This window comes from Actinomyces gerencseriae DSM 6844 (assembly GCF_000429265.1).
Lineage (GTDB): Bacteria > Actinomycetota > Actinomycetes > Actinomycetales > Actinomycetaceae > Actinomyces > Actinomyces gerencseriae.
Genome location: NZ_AUBN01000003.1, coordinates 249,409 through 263,824, shown reverse-complemented (window position 1 = coordinate 263,824; position 14,416 = coordinate 249,409). Strand labels below are relative to the sequence as shown.

The following is a 14,416-nucleotide window of genomic DNA, read 5'->3' as shown; positions in this document are numbered from 1 at the left end:
CACCATCGAGCCCCGGCCGCAGCCGGAGCATCCTCGAGGAAGGGGACACCGTGAGCAGGTCCGCCGCAGTTTCCGCGCCCGAGCCCCGGTCCGCCGGTGCCGCCGACGCCGTTGACGCCTCAGCGCACTATCTGCGCCCCCACTACGCCCCCGGCGTGCCCGGTGTCATCGCCCCGGTCGACGAGCCGCTCTCCCGCATGCTCGACGACGCCGCCCGTCGTTTCCCGGACCGGGTCGCGCTGGACTTCCTCGGGCGGGCCACCACCTACCGTCGACTCAGCGATCAGGTGGCCCGCGCCGCCGGGACCCTCAGGCGCCTGGGCGTGGGTCGCGGAGACGTGATCGGCGTCATCCTGCCCAACTGCCCGCAGCACGTCGTCATCGCCTACGCCGCCTGGCGCATAGGCGCCATCGTCGCCGAGCACAACCCGCTGGCGCCGGCCGCGCAGATCCGCGAGCAGATCGAGCTCCACCGCGGGCGCGTCGTCATCGCCTGGGAGAAGTCGCTGACCCGTCTGGTCCAGGCCGCCGGCTCGCTCGAGGAGGCCGGCATGGCCGGGCGGAGGGTCCTGGCGGTCGATCTGTCTCGCGGGCTGCCGTGGACCAGCCGGCTGGCCCTGAGGCTGCCCGTGGCCGCGGCCAGGTCCCAGCGCAGCGAGCTGCGAGGCAGGGTCCCGGCCGGGGTGGCGTCCTGGGACGACCTGGCGGCGGTCACGGCGCCGCTGCCCGACGGCCACCCGCTGCCGGACGTCGACGCGGTCGCCGTTCTGCTCTACACCGGCGGCACCACCGGCACGCCCAAGGCCGTGGCGCTCACGCACGCAAATGCCCGATCGAACGCCGAGATGTCACTGGCGTGGGCCTCTCAGACCTGCGAGGCCGGCGAGGAGACCTTCTACGCCGTCCTGCCCTTCTTCCACGCCTTCGGGCTGAGCCTGTCGCTCCTGTGCGCCGTGGGCCTGGCGGCCACCCAGGTGGTGCTGCCCAAGTTCAGCGCGGACATGGTCCTGACCGCCTGGAAGAGGCGCCCTGCGACGTTCTTCCCGGGCGTGCCCGTCATGTTCGACCGCATCGTCGCGCGCGCCGGAGCGACGGGGGCCGACCTGTCGAGCTGCAAGATCGCCGTGTGCGGCGCCGCCCCCAACCCCAGAGCGGTCGCCGAGGCCTGGGAGCGGGCCACGGGCGGGATCATCATCGAGGGCTACGGCATGACGGAGACCTCCCCCATCATCCTGGGCAACCCCATCTCCCCCGAGCGCCGCGCCGGCTCCCTGGGGGTGCCCTACCCATCGACCGACGTGCGCGTCATCGATCCCGAGGATCCCGAGCAGGAGATCGCCCCCGGTCAGGTCGGCGAGCTCGTCGTCCGCGGCCCTCAGGTCTTCGTCGGCTACTGGGAGAACCCCGAGGAGACCGAGGCCGTCATGCTGCCCGGCGGGTGGCTGCGCACCGGAGACCTGGTGCGTCAGGAGGAGGACGGTTTCTACGTCATCGCCGATCGTCGCAAGGAGCTCATCATCTCCGGCGGGTTCAACATCTACCCCACCGAGGTCGAGGCGGCCGTGCGCTCCATGCCGCAGGTCGAGGACGTCGCCGTCGTCGGACTGCCCGCCGAGAGCGGGAACGAGTCGGTGGTGGCCGCCATCCTGCCCAAGGAGGGACAGACCGTCACCCTGGAGCAGGTGCGCGAGTGGGCGGAGAAGACCCTGTCGCACTACGCCCTGCCCCGGCAGATCGCCATCCTGACCGAGATGCCGCGCTCCCAGATCGGCAAGGTGCTGCGCAGAGTGGTGCGCGAAGAGCTCCTGGCGGCCCGCGAGGTCGCCTCGGGGGCGGCCAGTGCAGCCGCCTCCGCATCGGCCAGCGCGGTCAGCGCGGCCGGCGCCATCGCCGAGCGCCTCGGGGAGGCGGGCGCCCGCGCGGGCACGAGACGCGGCGACCAGTCGGAGTCCCCATCGGCGCCCGCCTCCCCCGCGATGCCGTCCCCGGAGTCGTCCGGGGACCGCGAGGGGTCCGGGAGGACCGGCGACGACGGATGACCCCTCGCAGCGGCGACTCGAGGCCGGAGGATAACGCTCGCGCGAACGGGGCCGGGGACGCCGGGGACGCGGCCCTCTACCGGCGTCCGCACTACGCCCCCGGGGTGCCCGCCGTCATCGATGCGCCCGACGCACCGCTGAGCGAGTTGCTGGAGACCACCGCGCGGTTCTACGGCGAGCGCTGCGCCCTGGACTTCTTCGGGGCGACGCTGACCTACGCCGAGCTGCTCGAGGCCTCCGAGCGCGCCGCCCAGCTGCTGCGGGAGGCGGGGGTCGTGGCGGGCGACAGGGTGTCCATGCTCATGCCCAACTGCCCGCAGCACGTGATCGCCGTCTACGGGGCGCTGCGGCTCGGAGCGGTCGTCGCCGAGCACAACCCGCTGGCGCCCGCGCACGAGGTGCGCGACCAGCTCGACCGCCATGGAGCGCGCGTGGTCATCGCCTGGGAGAAGGGCGTCGAGCTGGTCCTGGACCCGGCCTCGACGGCCGCCGGCGGACCGGATTCCGCGGTGGACCCACTGGCCGGGCGCACGGTGTTCTCGGTGGACCTGTCCGCGGCGATGCCCGCCCGACTGCGCGCCGCCCTGCGCCTGCCGGTGGCCCGCGCCCGCCGAACGCGCTCGTCGATGAAGGCCCGTCGCCTCCCCGCCGGGGTGCGCTCCTGGGACAGGGAGGTCGCGGGCGCCCCTCGACTGCCCGCGTCGTGGCCCCGCCCGGGCGGGGACGATCTCGCCGTGCTGCTGCACACCGGCGGCACCACCGGCGCGCCCAAGGCCGCCATGCTCACGCACACGAACCTGCGGGCCAACGCCAACCAGGCCATCGCCTGGATGCATCTGCTCCACGAGGGCGCGGAGACCTTCCTGGCGCTGCTGCCCTTCTTCCACGCCTTCGGGCTGACCCTCAACCTGTTCTGCGCGGTGCAGAAGGCGGCGACGCAGGTGGTCCTGCCGCGGTTCTCCGTCGGCCAGGTGCTCGACGCCCATCGGCGACGTCCTCTCACCTTCTTCGTGGGGGTCCCGGTCATGTTCGAGCGGCTCCTGCGTGGTGCGCGCGAGAGAGGCGCCTCCCTGAGGTCGATGCGCTACGGCGTGTGCGGTGGCGCCCCCATGCCGGCCGCGGTGGGTGCCGAGTGGGAGGAGGCCACGGGCGGGTTCATCGTCGATGGCTACGGCATGACCGAGGCGAGCCCGATCATCGCGGGCACGCCCATGGGGCCGAGTCGGCGCCTGGGCGCGCTGGGGCTGCCCTTCCCCTCCACGGACGTGCGCCTGGTGGACCCGGACGACCCGGACCCGCGGCGGGAGGTCCCCGACGGCGAGCCGGGCGAGGTCCTCGTGCGCGGGCCGCAGGTCTTCGCCGGGTACTGGGACGACCCGCAGGCCACGGCGGCCGCGCTCCTCGACGGCGGATGGCTGCGCACCGGGGACATGGCGCGCCGCGAGGACTCGTTCCTGTGGATGGCCGATCGCAGGCGCGAGCTCATTCTGACCGGAGGTTTCAACGTCTACCCCTCCCAGGTGGAGGAGGCCATCCGGGACATGGACTCGGTAGCCGACGTCGCCGTGGTCGGGCTGGACGACGGGGCCAGTGGCGAGCTCGTGTGCGCCGCCGTCGTCCTGGACGCCGACGCGCCGGCGGACGCCGTCACACTGGAGTCGGTGCGCGCCCACGCCGAGCGGGTCCTCCCCCACTACGCGCTGCCCCGCCGCCTGGAGGTCCTCGACGAGATGCCGCGCAGCGCGATCGGCAAGGTGCTGCGGCGCGTCGTGCGCGAGCAGCTGGCAGGGCGCTGAGCCGCCGCCCCGTACGCGCCGAGGGGCATCCAGGTCATCACCTCGTGGTGAGCGCGGGACGAGGATGAGTGGGCGGGGACGGCGCGGCGAGGACGTTGGCGTCGAGCAGTCGCAGCGGCCTCAGAGAAGACCGCAGTCGTCCAGCACGCTCCGCAGCGCGGCGACGTCGTCGGCCTCGGCGCGCACCAGCGGCAGGCGCACGGCGGCGCTGGGGATGCGATCCTGGAGCAGCAGGGCCTCCTTGGCCATGACCGCGCCCTGACCCCCGCCCATGATCGCCTGCACCAGAGGACGGATGCGCCGGGCGACCGCTCGCGCCCCGGCGAGGTCCCCGGCGTCGACCTCCGTGATCATCTCGCGCCAGGAGTGGGCGTCGGCGTGCGCGACGACCGAGACCACGCCCGAGGCGCCGTGGGCCAGCCAGGCGAAGTTGAGGCCGTCGTCGCCCGAGTAGTGGGCCAGGCCGGTGGCCTCCATGCGCCGGAAGCCCTGCTCGACGTCGCCGGTGGCGTCCTTGACCGCCAGGACCCGCTCGTGCTCGGCCAGCCGGGCCAGGGTCTCATCGGTGATCCTCACGCCCGTGCGTCCGGGGATGTCGTAGATCATGACGGGCAGGTCGGTGGCCTCGACGATCGCCATGATGTGACGGTAGACGCCCTCCGCACTGGGGCGGTTGTAGTAGGGGGCGTTGATGAGCAGCCCCTGGGCGCCGGCCTCCTGGCTGCCCACGCCGATGCGCACCGCATGGGCGGTGTCGTTCGAGCCCGCGCCGGCCACCAGCATGGCGCGGCCCGCGAGCGCGTCCCCCACCTCGCGCAGCAGCGTCTGCTTCTCGGGCAGGTGAGTGGTGGGGGCCTCACCCGTGGTGCCGGCAAGCAGGATCATGTCCGCGCCGTCCTCGACGAGGGTGACGGCGAGGCTCTGGGCGGCCTCGACGTCGATCTCCCCCCGAGGAGTGAAGGGCGTGACCATGGCGACGCCGACGGAGCCGAAGGGACGAGTCGGAAGAGCGCTCATACCGGCAGTGTAACGGGGCCGCGATCCTGGCACCGGTCGTCTCGCCATGGTATTCGGAAGATGTTCGGAAGCGGAGCACGCCGGAGCGCGGCCGGACGGGGAACGGGGCGCCCCGACCGCCCCTCCGGCGATCCCGGACGACCCCGGAGCCCGGAGGGCGTCACGCCTCCGGCGCCACCGCCCTGTAGACGGCGCTCGCGTCCTCGCCGCCGTGGCCGAGCGCGTGCGCGCTCGCCAGCTGCATGAGCCCGGCGGCGCCCACCGGCGCGGGGATCCCGCGGCGGGCGGCCATGTCGACGGCCAGCCGGAGGTCCTTGAGGGCGAGGTCGATCCCGAAGCGGTTCTCGAAGTCACCGGCCGTCATCCACGGCAGCCGCACCTCGGCCTGGTACGACCAGCCGCCCGTGTCCCGCAGGGAGGCCTCGAAGGCCTCGTCGTCGACGCCGCAGGAGCGGCACAGCTCGTACCCCTCGGCGAGAACCGCCAGATTGGTCATCCCGATGAGGTTGGAGACGATCTTGAACGAGGCGGCGGCCTCGACCGTGCCCAGGTGGTGGACGGACTCGCCGATGCAGTCGAAGACCTCACCCAGGGCGGCGACGGCCTCCTCGTCCCCGCCCACGAAGAGCGGCAGGGTCCCGGCCTCCGCCTGGGCCGGCCCCTTGCCCAGCGGGCAGGCCACGAAGCGCCGCCCCTGGGACGCCGCGCCGTCGGCCAGTCGTCTGGCGGTCGCCGGATCGACCGTGGAGGTGTCCATCCAGATGGAGCCGGCGGGCGAGAGTCCCCTCCTGGCCTCATGCACGTCGAGGACCGTCTCCGGCAGCGGCAGACAGGTGATGACCAGATCCGCCCCGGCCAGCAGGTCCTCCATCCCGGTCGGCGCCACCGCCCCCGCCTCGACGCAGGCGGCGAGGGCGCCCCGGCTCCGGTTGCCCACCCGCACCTCGAACCTGCCGCTGCGCGCCAGGTTCCTGGCGATGCCGCCGCCCATGCGGCCCACGCCGATGCATGCGATCGTGCGAATCATCCTGATGCCCCTTTCCGCCCGCGAGCCTATCGAGCCCTTCCGGCCACCGATAGGCTCGCGGGCATGACGCCCTCCGCCTCCGTCTTCGACGCCGACCCCTCCTCCGGCCTGCCGGCCCGCGCGCGGGAGGAGCGAGGCGGGTCGTGCGCCCCCTCCGGCCCGGGCGACGAGAGCGCTCCCGACGACCGGAACGCATCCGGGCCCCGCTCGCACCCGATGGAGGAGAGCGGCATCGTGCGCGCGGCCGTGGAGACCGACCTGCCCGCCATGGGCGAGGTCCACGCGGCGACCATGCTCGCCTCCCTGGCCACCGGGCACGAGGGACCGCTTCCCGAGGACGTGCGCGCCATGGTCTCAGCCCCGGTGGTCGCCGCCGGGTGGGAGCCCGCGATCACCGCCCCTCCCAGTCGGGCCCACCACGTCCTCGTCGCGGCCCGGGACGGCGCCGTCGTCGGGCTGGCGGGGGTCGCTCCCACCGAGCTCACAACGGCCGTCGACGTCTCCGGCACCGTCGACGACATCGGTGCCACCGAGGCCGAGCGCCTCCGGGCGTCCGAGCCGGCGGCCGAGATCACGGCCCTCGGCGTCGCCCCCGCCCATCAGCGCCGCGGTCACGGCTCCCGGCTGCTCGCAGCGGCCGCGGACCTCGCCAGGCGGGACGGCGCCACGGTGCTCACGATGTGGGTCGTGCGTGGCGACGAGTCGCTGGCGCGGCTGCTCACCGGGGCGGGCTTGGAGCCGACCGGCTCCCACCGCGCGCTGCCGGTCGGAGGCGGCGTGACCGAGGACTGCTGGGCGGCACGTCTCTGACGGCTCCGACGGCCCATCAGCGATCCGGCGGCGCCTCGCGCCCCGCCCGCCCTCGGCAGGGGCGAGGCGGAACGGCCGGCCGGGCGGCGCGCCGCGACCCGGGCGGACCGGCGCTTCGGAGGTTCAGACGCCGAGGAGCCGGTCCAGGCCCACCGTGAGTCCCGGGCGCCCGCCGACCCGACGAACGGCGAGGAGGACGCCGGGCATGAAGCTGGCGCGGTCGAAGGAGTCGGTGCGGATGGTCAGCTGCTCGCCGGGGTTGCCGAGCACGACCTCCTCGTGGGCGGTGAGCCCCCGCAGGCGCACGGCGTGGACGTGGACGCCGTCGACGACGGCCCCGCGGGCACCGTCGGGGTCGGTCTGGGTGGCGTCCGGCACGGCGCCCAGGCCCGCCCCGGCACGGGCGGCGGCGATGCCCTGGGCGGTGGCGACCGCAGTGCCCGAGGGGGCGTCGACCTTGTTCGGGTGGTGGAGCTCGATGACCTCGGCGGACTCGAAGTAGGGGGCCGCCTTCGCGGCAAAGCTCATGGCCAGCACGGCGGACAGGGCGAAGTTCGGGGCGATGAGGACACTGCGGCCTGCGGCCTCGGGCCGGGCCAGGTGCTCGCGGACGCGCCCGTAGGACTCCTCGTTCCAGCCGGTGGTGCCCACGACGACGTCCACCCCGGCGTCGAGGAGGGCGTGGACATTGGCCTCGGTGACGCTGGGGACGGTGAAGTCCACGGCGACGTCTGCCCCGTTCAGGTGCTCGACGTCGAGGGCGCCCCCCACGTCCAGGCGGGCCACGAGCTCGAGGTCCTCGGCCTCCTGGACCGCCTGGCAGACGGTCGATCCCATGCGCCCGGCGGCGCCCACAACAGCTACGCGAATCGTCATGGCCCCACCCTAGCGACTCGCCCGTCCACCGCAGGGGCCGTCTTACCCGCCGTGCCCCAGCAGGCCTGGGCGGATGAGCTCCAGCCAGCGCCGACGGACCTCAACAGAACCGTCACCGGGGTAGAAGACCATGAGGATGTAGAGGTCGGAGACGGTGAGGTCGGAGCGCAGCCGCCCGCTCGCCCGCCCCGCCTCGATGAGGCGCTCCAGCGCCTCGATGGCGCGGGTCTCCGGCTCGGAGTACTCCACCTGCGCGCCCAGCGCCTGAGCGACGGCCTTGGCGGCATGGCTCCTGGAGATCATCTCCAGGGCCCGCTCCAGGAACTCCAGGAGCTCCTGGGCGGCGTCGGCCCGTCCGGCCTCGACGCGCGCCCAGGCGTCCTGAGCGTCATCGGCCAGGGCCTCGACGTACTCGTTGACGACCGCCGCGAGCAGGTCCGCCTTGTTGGGGAAGTGCCGGTAGAGCGTGCCCACAGCGACGCCGGCCGCCCGAGCGATCTCCCCCATGGCGACCTCAGTCCCCTGCTCGGTGACCAGCTGCCTGGCGGCCTCCAGGATGGAGGTCCGGTTGCGCACCGCGTCGGCGCGCCTCGGCGACGTCCCCGGCGACGTCCCGGTCGCCGCCGCCTCCGTCGCAGCGGTCGCGACCCGCCCGACCTCGCCACAGCGACCCCGCCCGGCCGCGTCGTCCGTTGCCCGAGTCATGCCTGTGCGCCTCCCCCGTCCTGCTCCGCACCGTGCCGAGCATCTCAGTTGCACGAATGTGAATCTAGGTTCACGATAGTGCCTGAACATCGATTCATGTTAGTGAGAGGACACCTCAGACGATGACCACCACCACGCCTAACCAAGCCACCACCGCCAAGAGCTCTCCCACGAGCTCGGCGGACCACGGCGCGACCCGTACCGCGCTCGTCACCGGAGCCTCCTCCGGCATCGGCGAGGACACCGCCCGCAGGCTCCAGGCGCTGGGCTGCATCGTCTACGGCGCGGCCCGCCGCACCGACCGTCTCCAGGCCCTGGCCGCCGACGGCATCCGCCCGCTGTCCATGGACGTCACCGACGACGCCTCCATGACCGCCGGTGCGAACCGCATCCTGGAGGAGACCGGCCGCATCGACATCCTGGTCAACAACGCCGGCTACGGCTCCTACGGGGCCATCGAGGACGTCCCGATCGACGAGGCCCGCCGCCAGTTCGAGGTCAACGTCTTCGGTCTGGGCCGCCTCACCCAGCTGGTGACCCCGCACATGCGCGCCCAGGGCTCGGGCACCATCATCAATATCTCCTCCATGGGCGGGAGACTGACCACACCGCTGGGCGGCTGGTACCACGCCACCAAGTACGCCGTCGAGGCCCTGAGCGACGCGCTGCGCATGGAGCTGCGTCCCTTCGGCATCGACGTCGTCGTGGTCGAGCCCGGCGCGATCCGCACCGCATGGTGGCCGATCGCCGCCGACCATCTGGAGGCCACGGCCGAGGGCAGCGCCTACGCCGACCAGATCAGGGCGGTGGCCGGAGCCATGCGCAGCGAGTCGTACCAGCGGCGCTACTCCCCGCCCGCGGTCATCGCCCGCACCATCGGAAAGATCGTCACTGCCCGCCACCCCCGTACCCGCTACGCGGTGGGCTTCATGGCCAAGCCGCTCATCGCCGCGCGCCGGGTCCTGCCCGACCGCGCCTTCGACCAGCTCATCGGCGCCGCCTTCGGCTTCCTGCGCTGACTCAGGACCTGACTGAGAGGCCGTTTGGGAACTGGGGTGTGTTGGTCGTTGAGAGGGTGAAGGCTCCTGGTAGCCAGGTGGTTGTCACACTGCCCGGAAGCCGAGGGAGCCCTTCGGATGCCATCCGCGCTATAACTGCTCGTGCTTGTCATGTCCGGATCACTCCCAGGTGCTCAAGGACCTGGCCACCCGCGCCTGGTGCCTGATCGTGGCCCTGACCTGCGACATCCTCGCCTTCTGCCAGACACTGGCGCTTGCCCGCACCCCGGCCCGAAAGTGGGAGCCCAGGGCCCTGCGCCTGCTGAGCATCCCCGCCGTCATCGCCCGCCACGCCCGACGCACCGTGCTGCGCTACAAGGCCCACCACCCCCTTCACCAGCCTCCTTGTCACCGGGCTCAGGCACCTGCGGGCCCTATCAGCCCCATAGGCACGCGGCCCCGTCCCATACCCGCCCCACAACACTGAAGGAAGAACCCCTCCGGTCCCCAGGACAGGCCCGACCACCGCGGCCCGACACGCGGCAGGCCGTCACACCCACGTGCCACAATCAGACCCACCACACCGGCAACGACGCCACCCCAGCCCCACCCAACCACCCCATGAAAGATCGAGGCCAGTGCCACGAGGCCGACGCCAAGCAGCAAGTCGCTGGAACCCGACGACCTGCCGCGCCTGCGCATGTGTGCCCGCATCTTCGGCACGGATGCGGTGGCGAAGAACCAGGCCGCCTACCTCAACGCCCGCCCGCATCGGAACGTTGAGGACGCGACCCGCACAGCAAACCGAGCCCACGCCGAAATCGAGGCATTACGCGCACTCACCCCCACCGAGGCACTTCGACGCATCAAGCAGTCCCGTGCCATCGAGCAGACGCAGCGCGATGCCACCGACCGTGCTGTCGAGGAACGTCACCGCCAACTCCAATCCTCGCACGCCCTGACTCAAGACCGCGGCCCACGCTATGGCGGGCCGTCCCTGGACAGGTGACCGCAGCACCAGCGTGCTCGTAGATTCCGAACCCATAGGTGCATAGTCATCTAGGTGTGCAGTAGAGTATATGGCATGGAGTTGAAGCACGCGATCCTCGGGCTGCTGTCGATCCGTTCCGCGAGTGGTTACGACCTGGCACGTGCGTTCGCAGGTTCGGTGGCGCACTTCTGGCACGCCGACCGGTCGCAGATCTATCGGACGCTGGACCGGCTGAGCGGGGCGGGGGCGATCACGACAGCGGTGGTGCGACAGGACGGCAAGCCCGACCGCAAGGTGCACTCCCTGACCGACGCCGGGCGCGCGGAGCTGATGGACTGGCTGTCGTCTCCGGTAGAGGAGGACCTTCCCAAGGAGCCGTTCCTCGCCCGGCTGTTCTTTGCCGCCCTGATCGGCCGGGAAGGGGTGGAGAGGATGCTTGATGAGCGGGAGCGTCAGATGAACGAGGCGTTGACCACGTTGTCCTCGATCACGATCAGGTCCGATGACCTGATGGGGCTGTTGCAGACGGCGACCCTGCGCAATGGCCTGGTCCACGCCGAGGCCGAACGGGAGTGGCTGCGCGAGACGCGCCAGCTGCTCGGACTCGCCGAGCCGACCGAGAACTCTCAGGAGTGACCGTGACCAGGAAGAGCCCTACCAGCACGTACCCGGCCGAGCACGGCCCACGATCTGAGGAGCGAATGATGGATACCGCGACTCCGCCTCTGGCTGTCGATGCCCGGCACCTGGTCAAGCGGTACAAGACGGCGGTTGACGGCATCGACCTGCAGCTCCGCGCGGGGGAGACCTTCGGTCTGCTGGGCACGAACGGTGCCGGTAAGACCACGACCGTGGAGATGCTGGCAGGTCTCCGCCGGCCCACCCAGGGCAGCGTCCGGGTCTTGGGGCTGAATCCGTTCAGCGACCTCATGCGGTTCTTGATCCTCGGCATCCTGCTGGATGGGCCGCTCTCGCTCTACGACATGCGCAAACAGTTCGCTGCGGGCATCTCGCTGTTCTACACCGCCAGTTCCGGGAGTATCCAGCGCGCGCTCGGGCAACTGGAGTCGCATGGGTGGGTGACGATCCTCGACGCCGACGACTCTCGTCGGCGCAAGAAGGTCTACGTCGTCAACGATGCCGGCCAGCAGGCGTGGCGCGAGTGGATGCACGCGCCGGTCACCGCCTCCGATGCCGGGCCGACGATGCTCGCGAAGGTCTGCTTGCTCGGACGGCTTCCCGCAGCCGACCGGCGCGCGTGCGTGCGTCGCGGTGCTGCGCGGGAGGATCGCGGCGGATGCCGATCGGCTCGCCTCGTTGGCAGCGGAACTCGATGCTACAGAGGTCTCGGACGACGTCCAGCAGGTCTACCACTAACGGCGGGCGACCCTGGACCACGGCATCCTCGCGCATGTGCTCGCAATGCAGTGGCTCGATGAGAGGAAACCGCATGACCGCCATCGCTCTTGTCGTCGCGCTCGCGCTGCTGGCGGCGCTCGCCGTCATGCAGATCCTCGCCGCGTCGGGCCTCCCCTTAGGTCATTTCGGGTGGGGCGGCCAGCACCGCGTTCTGCCGCGCGGGCTCCGCGTCGCCAGTGCGGCGTCGGTGCTGGTGTACGCGGGGTTGGCGGCCCTGCTGCTCAGCCGTGCGGGCGTTCTCCCGGCCGGAGACAGTGCAGCGGTGATCGTCTTGACCTGGGTGATGTTCGCGTTCTTCGCCGCGAGCGTGGCGCTCAACGCGATCTCGCGCAGCCCCGCCGAACGCTGGACGATGACACCGGCCAGCCTCCTGCTGGCAGCAGCAACGCTCGTCATCGCCCTGGGCGGAGGGTAACGATGTGCTCGTAGTGGCCTCGCTGTATGGGCGTCCATCCAGATGAATCGAGGCGTTCGGCGTCTTGTGGGGAGAGGGCGCGTGTGGTCAGTCTGTGCGAACGAGGCTGAGGTCGTCGGGGTCTGGGCTGAAGATCTCCTCGATCGGTGCATCGAACACTGCCGACAACCGCATGGCGATCTATCAGCGTCGGCTCGTATCGACCGTTCTCTAGTGAGACGATCGTCTGCCGTGACACGTTGATACGTTCGGCGAGGTCGGCTTGGCTCCAGCGGCGCTCGGCACACAGCACGGGGAGACGATTGGCGATCATCCTTCCTCACCGCCGCGGAGCCGCCATGCGAACGCGATCATCCGGACGAGGGCGGTCGCGGCTGCGGGCGCCGCGGCGATCATCCTCGGCAGGCCCGCGAACGCTTCGAGGAGCGCGTAGGCGAACCCGGCCATGACGATCACGAGGACCGCGATCATGGACGCCCGCGCCGCGTCCTGGCGCTCCACCCCCTCGGTGTCAGTGCGCAGCAGGCCACGCACTGTTGTGCCTATGAAGAGAAGCAACCCAAGGATCGAGGCTACGGCGAGACCCCATCCCGCATCCCGCCCATGCGGGCAAAACGTCGAGTGCGTAGAGCACACCGCCGATGACCGCGCCTGCGAAGAACACGACCGATCCCCCGACTACTGCGAACCATTCCCGAACACTGAACTTGAACATGGCTCCAAAGTGTCAAGCACGCTTGTCTATGAGACAAGCGTGCTTATCACTATGACCAGCACGCTGGTCATGCGGGCGCTGGAGCCGTTGCCGCACGGACTGCCACTCGCCTGTTCGGCCGGGGGCAAGAGTTCATCTTCCACGCCGGTCCTCAGGTGCTGTCACCGCGTCTTCGCCCACACCGTGCCCCGGTGAACCCCAAACTGACGTGCCAGCGCGGTCACGCCGTTCCCTTGCGCGCGGGCTGTTCGCATAGCGCGGGTGAGTCCCTTATGTGGTGGCAATTCCCGCGCTGGTCCCTGAGGCGGTGTAGGCGCACGAGGGGGCATCGTGGGAGCCCGTGTGTTCACGACCAGGATTCACCAAGGAGTACCCACGATGCCCGAGAACAAGTCTGCCGTGCCCCGCGCTGATTCAGGAAGTCCTGGCCGACCCCGACCTGGCCCATGACGACGTCCTTGCGTCGTCTGCTTCAGGCCGGGCTGCAGGACCTTGTGGACGCCGAGGCCACCGCGGTGATCGGCGCCGGCCGCTACGAGCGCACCCAGGACCGGCGCACACGGCGCAACGGGAGGCGTCCCAAGAGGCTGGCCACCACGGCCGGGGAGGTGGACCTGGCCATCCCCAAGCTGCGGCAGGGATCGTTCTTCCCGTCCCTGCTGTCACCGCGCAAACGGGTCGACAAGGCCCTGTACGCCGTGATCTGCTCAGCCTGGATCGAGGGAGGGGGGTCTCGACCCGCAAGGTCGATGACCTGGTCAAGGCCCTGGGCAACGAGTCCGGTACCTCCAGATCCACCGTCTCAAGGATCTGCAAGGACATCGGCGAGGGAGTCGCGGAGTTTCTGCCCCGGCCACTGGACCACACCTGGTTCCCCTACCTGTTCGTGGACGCCACCTACCTCGACGTACGCCTGGGCCACCGGGTGGTCTGCCAGGCCCTGGTGGTCGCCACCGGGGTTTCAGCCCAAGGACGTCGCGAGATCCTGGGCATGGCTCTCGGCGACGCCGAGACCACCGACTTTTGGACGCCCTTCCTGCGGTCCCTGCGCCAGCGGGGACTGAGGGTCACCACCGACCAGGCCCCCGAGGGGGTCGTGCTGGTCACCAGCGACGCCCACGCCGGTATCCGCTCCGCGGTCAAGGCGATCCTGCCCGGCGCCGCCTGGCAGCGCTGCACCGCGTTTGCGGCCCTCCCCAAACAGCACTGGCCCAAGATCTGGTCCAACAACCCCATCGAGCGCCTCAACCGCGAGGTCAAGCGCCGCGCCGACGTCGTGCAGGTCTTCCCCGACCGGCAGTCCGTCACCCGCCTGATCGGCGCCGTCCTGCTCGAGCAGCACGAAGAGTGGCAGTACGGCGAACGCCGCTACCTGTCCGAAGCCTCCCTCAGAAACCTCACCCACACACTCTCCCACGACCAGCACGCCCTAACCGACCACAGCACCATCATCCTCAACCCCTAACCACAACTACACCACACCAAAAGACTTGACCGCGCCTCGCTCCGCACGGACTGTCGAGGCCGCTTCTTAACCAGCCTCGGGCGCGCCCCCGGCCCACGGGCTCCACGTCACTCGTCCATCAGCCTGTCTGAAAGCCTGCACGA

Annotated in this window: 15 protein-coding genes and 1 pseudogene; 10 read left to right on the top strand and 6 right to left on the bottom strand. The window is 71.1% G+C overall.

Annotated features, from left to right (window positions below; genetic code table 11):
• Nucleotides 1-50: 50 nt before the first annotated feature.
• Both G448_RS0101190 and G448_RS0101185 read left to right on the top strand, forming a co-directional pair.
• Nucleotides 51-2,039 (top strand): AMP-binding protein, encoded by a 1,989-nt coding sequence (locus G448_RS0101190; protein ID WP_026406480.1) that lies wholly within the window; start codon nucleotides 51-53, stop codon nucleotides 2,037-2,039.
• Nucleotides 2,036-3,835: an AMP-binding protein gene (locus G448_RS0101185; RefSeq protein WP_026406479.1), complete on the top strand. Its 1,800-nt coding sequence runs from the start codon at nucleotides 2,036-2,038 to the stop codon at nucleotides 3,833-3,835. Before G448_RS0101190 ends, G448_RS0101185 begins: the two co-directional genes overlap by 4 nt.
• A gap of 120 nt (nucleotides 3,836-3,955) precedes the next feature.
• On the opposite strand, the gene dapA is transcribed toward G448_RS0101185, so the two are convergent.
• Nucleotides 3,956-4,852, bottom strand: coding sequence for a 4-hydroxy-tetrahydrodipicolinate synthase (gene dapA, locus G448_RS0101180; RefSeq protein ID WP_026406478.1), 897 nt, complete (start codon nucleotides 4,850-4,852; stop codon nucleotides 3,956-3,958).
• Between the two features lie 160 nt (nucleotides 4,853-5,012).
• A complete protein-coding gene (locus G448_RS0101175; protein ID WP_026406477.1) occupies nucleotides 5,013-5,879 on the bottom strand; it encodes an NAD(P)-dependent oxidoreductase in 867 nt (288 codons plus the stop codon).
• 63 nt (nucleotides 5,880-5,942) lie between these two features.
• Here G448_RS0101175 and G448_RS0101170 point away from each other — a divergent pair, with 63 nt between their 5' ends.
• Entirely contained in the window at nucleotides 5,943-6,689 is a 747-nt protein-coding gene (locus G448_RS0101170; RefSeq protein WP_026406476.1) for a GNAT family N-acetyltransferase, read from the top strand.
• Nucleotides 6,690-6,812: 123 nt separating this feature from the next.
• On the opposite strand, the gene dapB is transcribed toward G448_RS0101170, so the two are convergent.
• Together dapB and G448_RS14635 are read right to left on the bottom strand one after the other, a co-directional pair.
• On the bottom strand, nucleotides 6,813-7,565 hold the full coding sequence (gene dapB / locus G448_RS0101165) for a 4-hydroxy-tetrahydrodipicolinate reductase (RefSeq protein ID WP_026406475.1): 753 nt from the start codon (nucleotides 7,563-7,565) through the stop codon (nucleotides 6,813-6,815).
• Between the two features lie 42 nt (nucleotides 7,566-7,607).
• The gene (locus G448_RS14635; RefSeq protein ID WP_084436190.1) at nucleotides 7,608-8,270 is read right to left on the bottom strand and encodes a TetR/AcrR family transcriptional regulator; all 663 of its coding nucleotides are present in this window, start codon (nucleotides 8,268-8,270) and stop codon (nucleotides 7,608-7,610) included.
• A 122-nt stretch (nucleotides 8,271-8,392) separates the two neighbouring features.
• Here G448_RS14635 and G448_RS0101155 point away from each other — a divergent pair, with 122 nt between their 5' ends.
• The 6 genes from G448_RS0101155 (at nucleotide 8,393) to G448_RS0101130 (ending at nucleotide 12,093) form a co-directional block, all read left to right on the top strand.
• Nucleotides 8,393-9,289: an oxidoreductase gene (locus tag G448_RS0101155; RefSeq protein ID WP_026406474.1), complete on the top strand. Its 897-nt coding sequence runs from the start codon at nucleotides 8,393-8,395 to the stop codon at nucleotides 9,287-9,289.
• Nucleotides 9,290-9,434: 145 nt separating this feature from the next.
• A complete protein-coding gene (locus G448_RS17940) occupies nucleotides 9,435-9,755 on the top strand; it encodes a transposase (protein ID WP_156910881.1) in 321 nt (106 codons plus the stop codon).
• A 243-nt stretch (nucleotides 9,756-9,998) separates the two neighbouring features.
• Nucleotides 9,999-10,277: a hypothetical protein gene (locus G448_RS17935; protein WP_156910880.1), complete on the top strand. Its 279-nt coding sequence runs from the start codon at nucleotides 9,999-10,001 to the stop codon at nucleotides 10,275-10,277.
• A 75-nt stretch (nucleotides 10,278-10,352) separates the two neighbouring features.
• Nucleotides 10,353-10,895: a PadR family transcriptional regulator gene (locus G448_RS0101140; RefSeq protein ID WP_026406472.1), complete on the top strand. Its 543-nt coding sequence runs from the start codon at nucleotides 10,353-10,355 to the stop codon at nucleotides 10,893-10,895.
• 68 nt (nucleotides 10,896-10,963) lie between these two features.
• The gene (locus tag G448_RS0101135) at nucleotides 10,964-11,698 is read left to right on the top strand and encodes an ATP-binding cassette domain-containing protein (RefSeq protein ID WP_026406471.1); all 735 of its coding nucleotides are present in this window, start codon (nucleotides 10,964-10,966) and stop codon (nucleotides 11,696-11,698) included.
• An 11-nt stretch (nucleotides 11,699-11,709) separates the two neighbouring features.
• Nucleotides 11,710-12,093 carry a hypothetical protein gene (locus G448_RS0101130; RefSeq protein ID WP_026406470.1) on the top strand — a complete coding sequence of 128 codons (384 nt, stop codon included), beginning with the start codon at nucleotides 11,710-11,712 and terminating at the stop codon, nucleotides 12,091-12,093.
• On the opposite strand, the gene G448_RS17255 is transcribed toward G448_RS0101130, so the two are convergent.
• Complete coding sequence (locus G448_RS17255) at nucleotides 12,071-12,406, bottom strand: helix-turn-helix transcriptional regulator (RefSeq protein WP_245572124.1); 336 nt, start codon at nucleotides 12,404-12,406, stop codon at nucleotides 12,071-12,073. The two genes, G448_RS0101130 and G448_RS17255, sit on opposite strands and share 23 nt — an antisense overlap.
• A complete protein-coding gene (locus G448_RS0101120; protein ID WP_026406469.1) occupies nucleotides 12,403-12,627 on the bottom strand; it encodes a hypothetical protein in 225 nt (74 codons plus the stop codon). Before G448_RS0101120 ends, G448_RS17255 begins: the two co-directional genes overlap by 4 nt.
• A gap of 559 nt (nucleotides 12,628-13,186) precedes the next feature.
• Here G448_RS0101120 and G448_RS14630 point away from each other — a divergent pair.
• Nucleotides 13,187-14,273, top strand: a pseudogene (locus G448_RS14630) (IS256 family transposase).
• The last annotated feature ends 143 nt before the right edge of the window (nucleotides 14,274-14,416 follow it).

Excerpts from the sequence above, each read along its gene's own strand:
- G448_RS0101185 (WP_026406479.1), top strand. The coding sequence starts at position 2,036 with ATGACCCCTCGCAGCGGCGACTCGAGGCCGGAGGATAACGCTCGCGCG.
- dapA (WP_026406478.1), bottom strand. The coding sequence starts at position 4,852 with ATGAGCGCTCTTCCGACTCGTCCCTTCGGCTCCGTCGGCGTCGCCATG.
- G448_RS0101175 (WP_026406477.1), bottom strand. The coding sequence starts at position 5,879 with ATGATTCGCACGATCGCATGCATCGGCGTGGGCCGCATGGGCGGCGGC.
- G448_RS0101170 (WP_026406476.1), top strand. The coding sequence starts at position 5,943 with ATGACGCCCTCCGCCTCCGTCTTCGACGCCGACCCCTCCTCCGGCCTG.
- dapB (WP_026406475.1), bottom strand. The coding sequence starts at position 7,565 with ATGACGATTCGCGTAGCTGTTGTGGGCGCCGCCGGGCGCATGGGATCG.
- G448_RS14635 (WP_084436190.1), bottom strand. The coding sequence starts at position 8,270 with ATGACTCGGGCAACGGACGACGCGGCCGGGCGGGGTCGCTGTGGCGAG.
- G448_RS0101155 (WP_026406474.1), top strand. The coding sequence starts at position 8,393 with ATGACCACCACCACGCCTAACCAAGCCACCACCGCCAAGAGCTCTCCC.
- G448_RS0101140 (WP_026406472.1), top strand. The coding sequence starts at position 10,353 with ATGGAGTTGAAGCACGCGATCCTCGGGCTGCTGTCGATCCGTTCCGCG.
- G448_RS0101135 (WP_026406471.1), top strand. The coding sequence starts at position 10,964 with ATGGATACCGCGACTCCGCCTCTGGCTGTCGATGCCCGGCACCTGGTC.
- G448_RS0101130 (WP_026406470.1), top strand. The coding sequence starts at position 11,710 with ATGACCGCCATCGCTCTTGTCGTCGCGCTCGCGCTGCTGGCGGCGCTC.
- G448_RS17255 (WP_245572124.1), bottom strand. The coding sequence starts at position 12,406 with ATGATCGCCAATCGTCTCCCCGTGCTGTGTGCCGAGCGCCGCTGGAGC.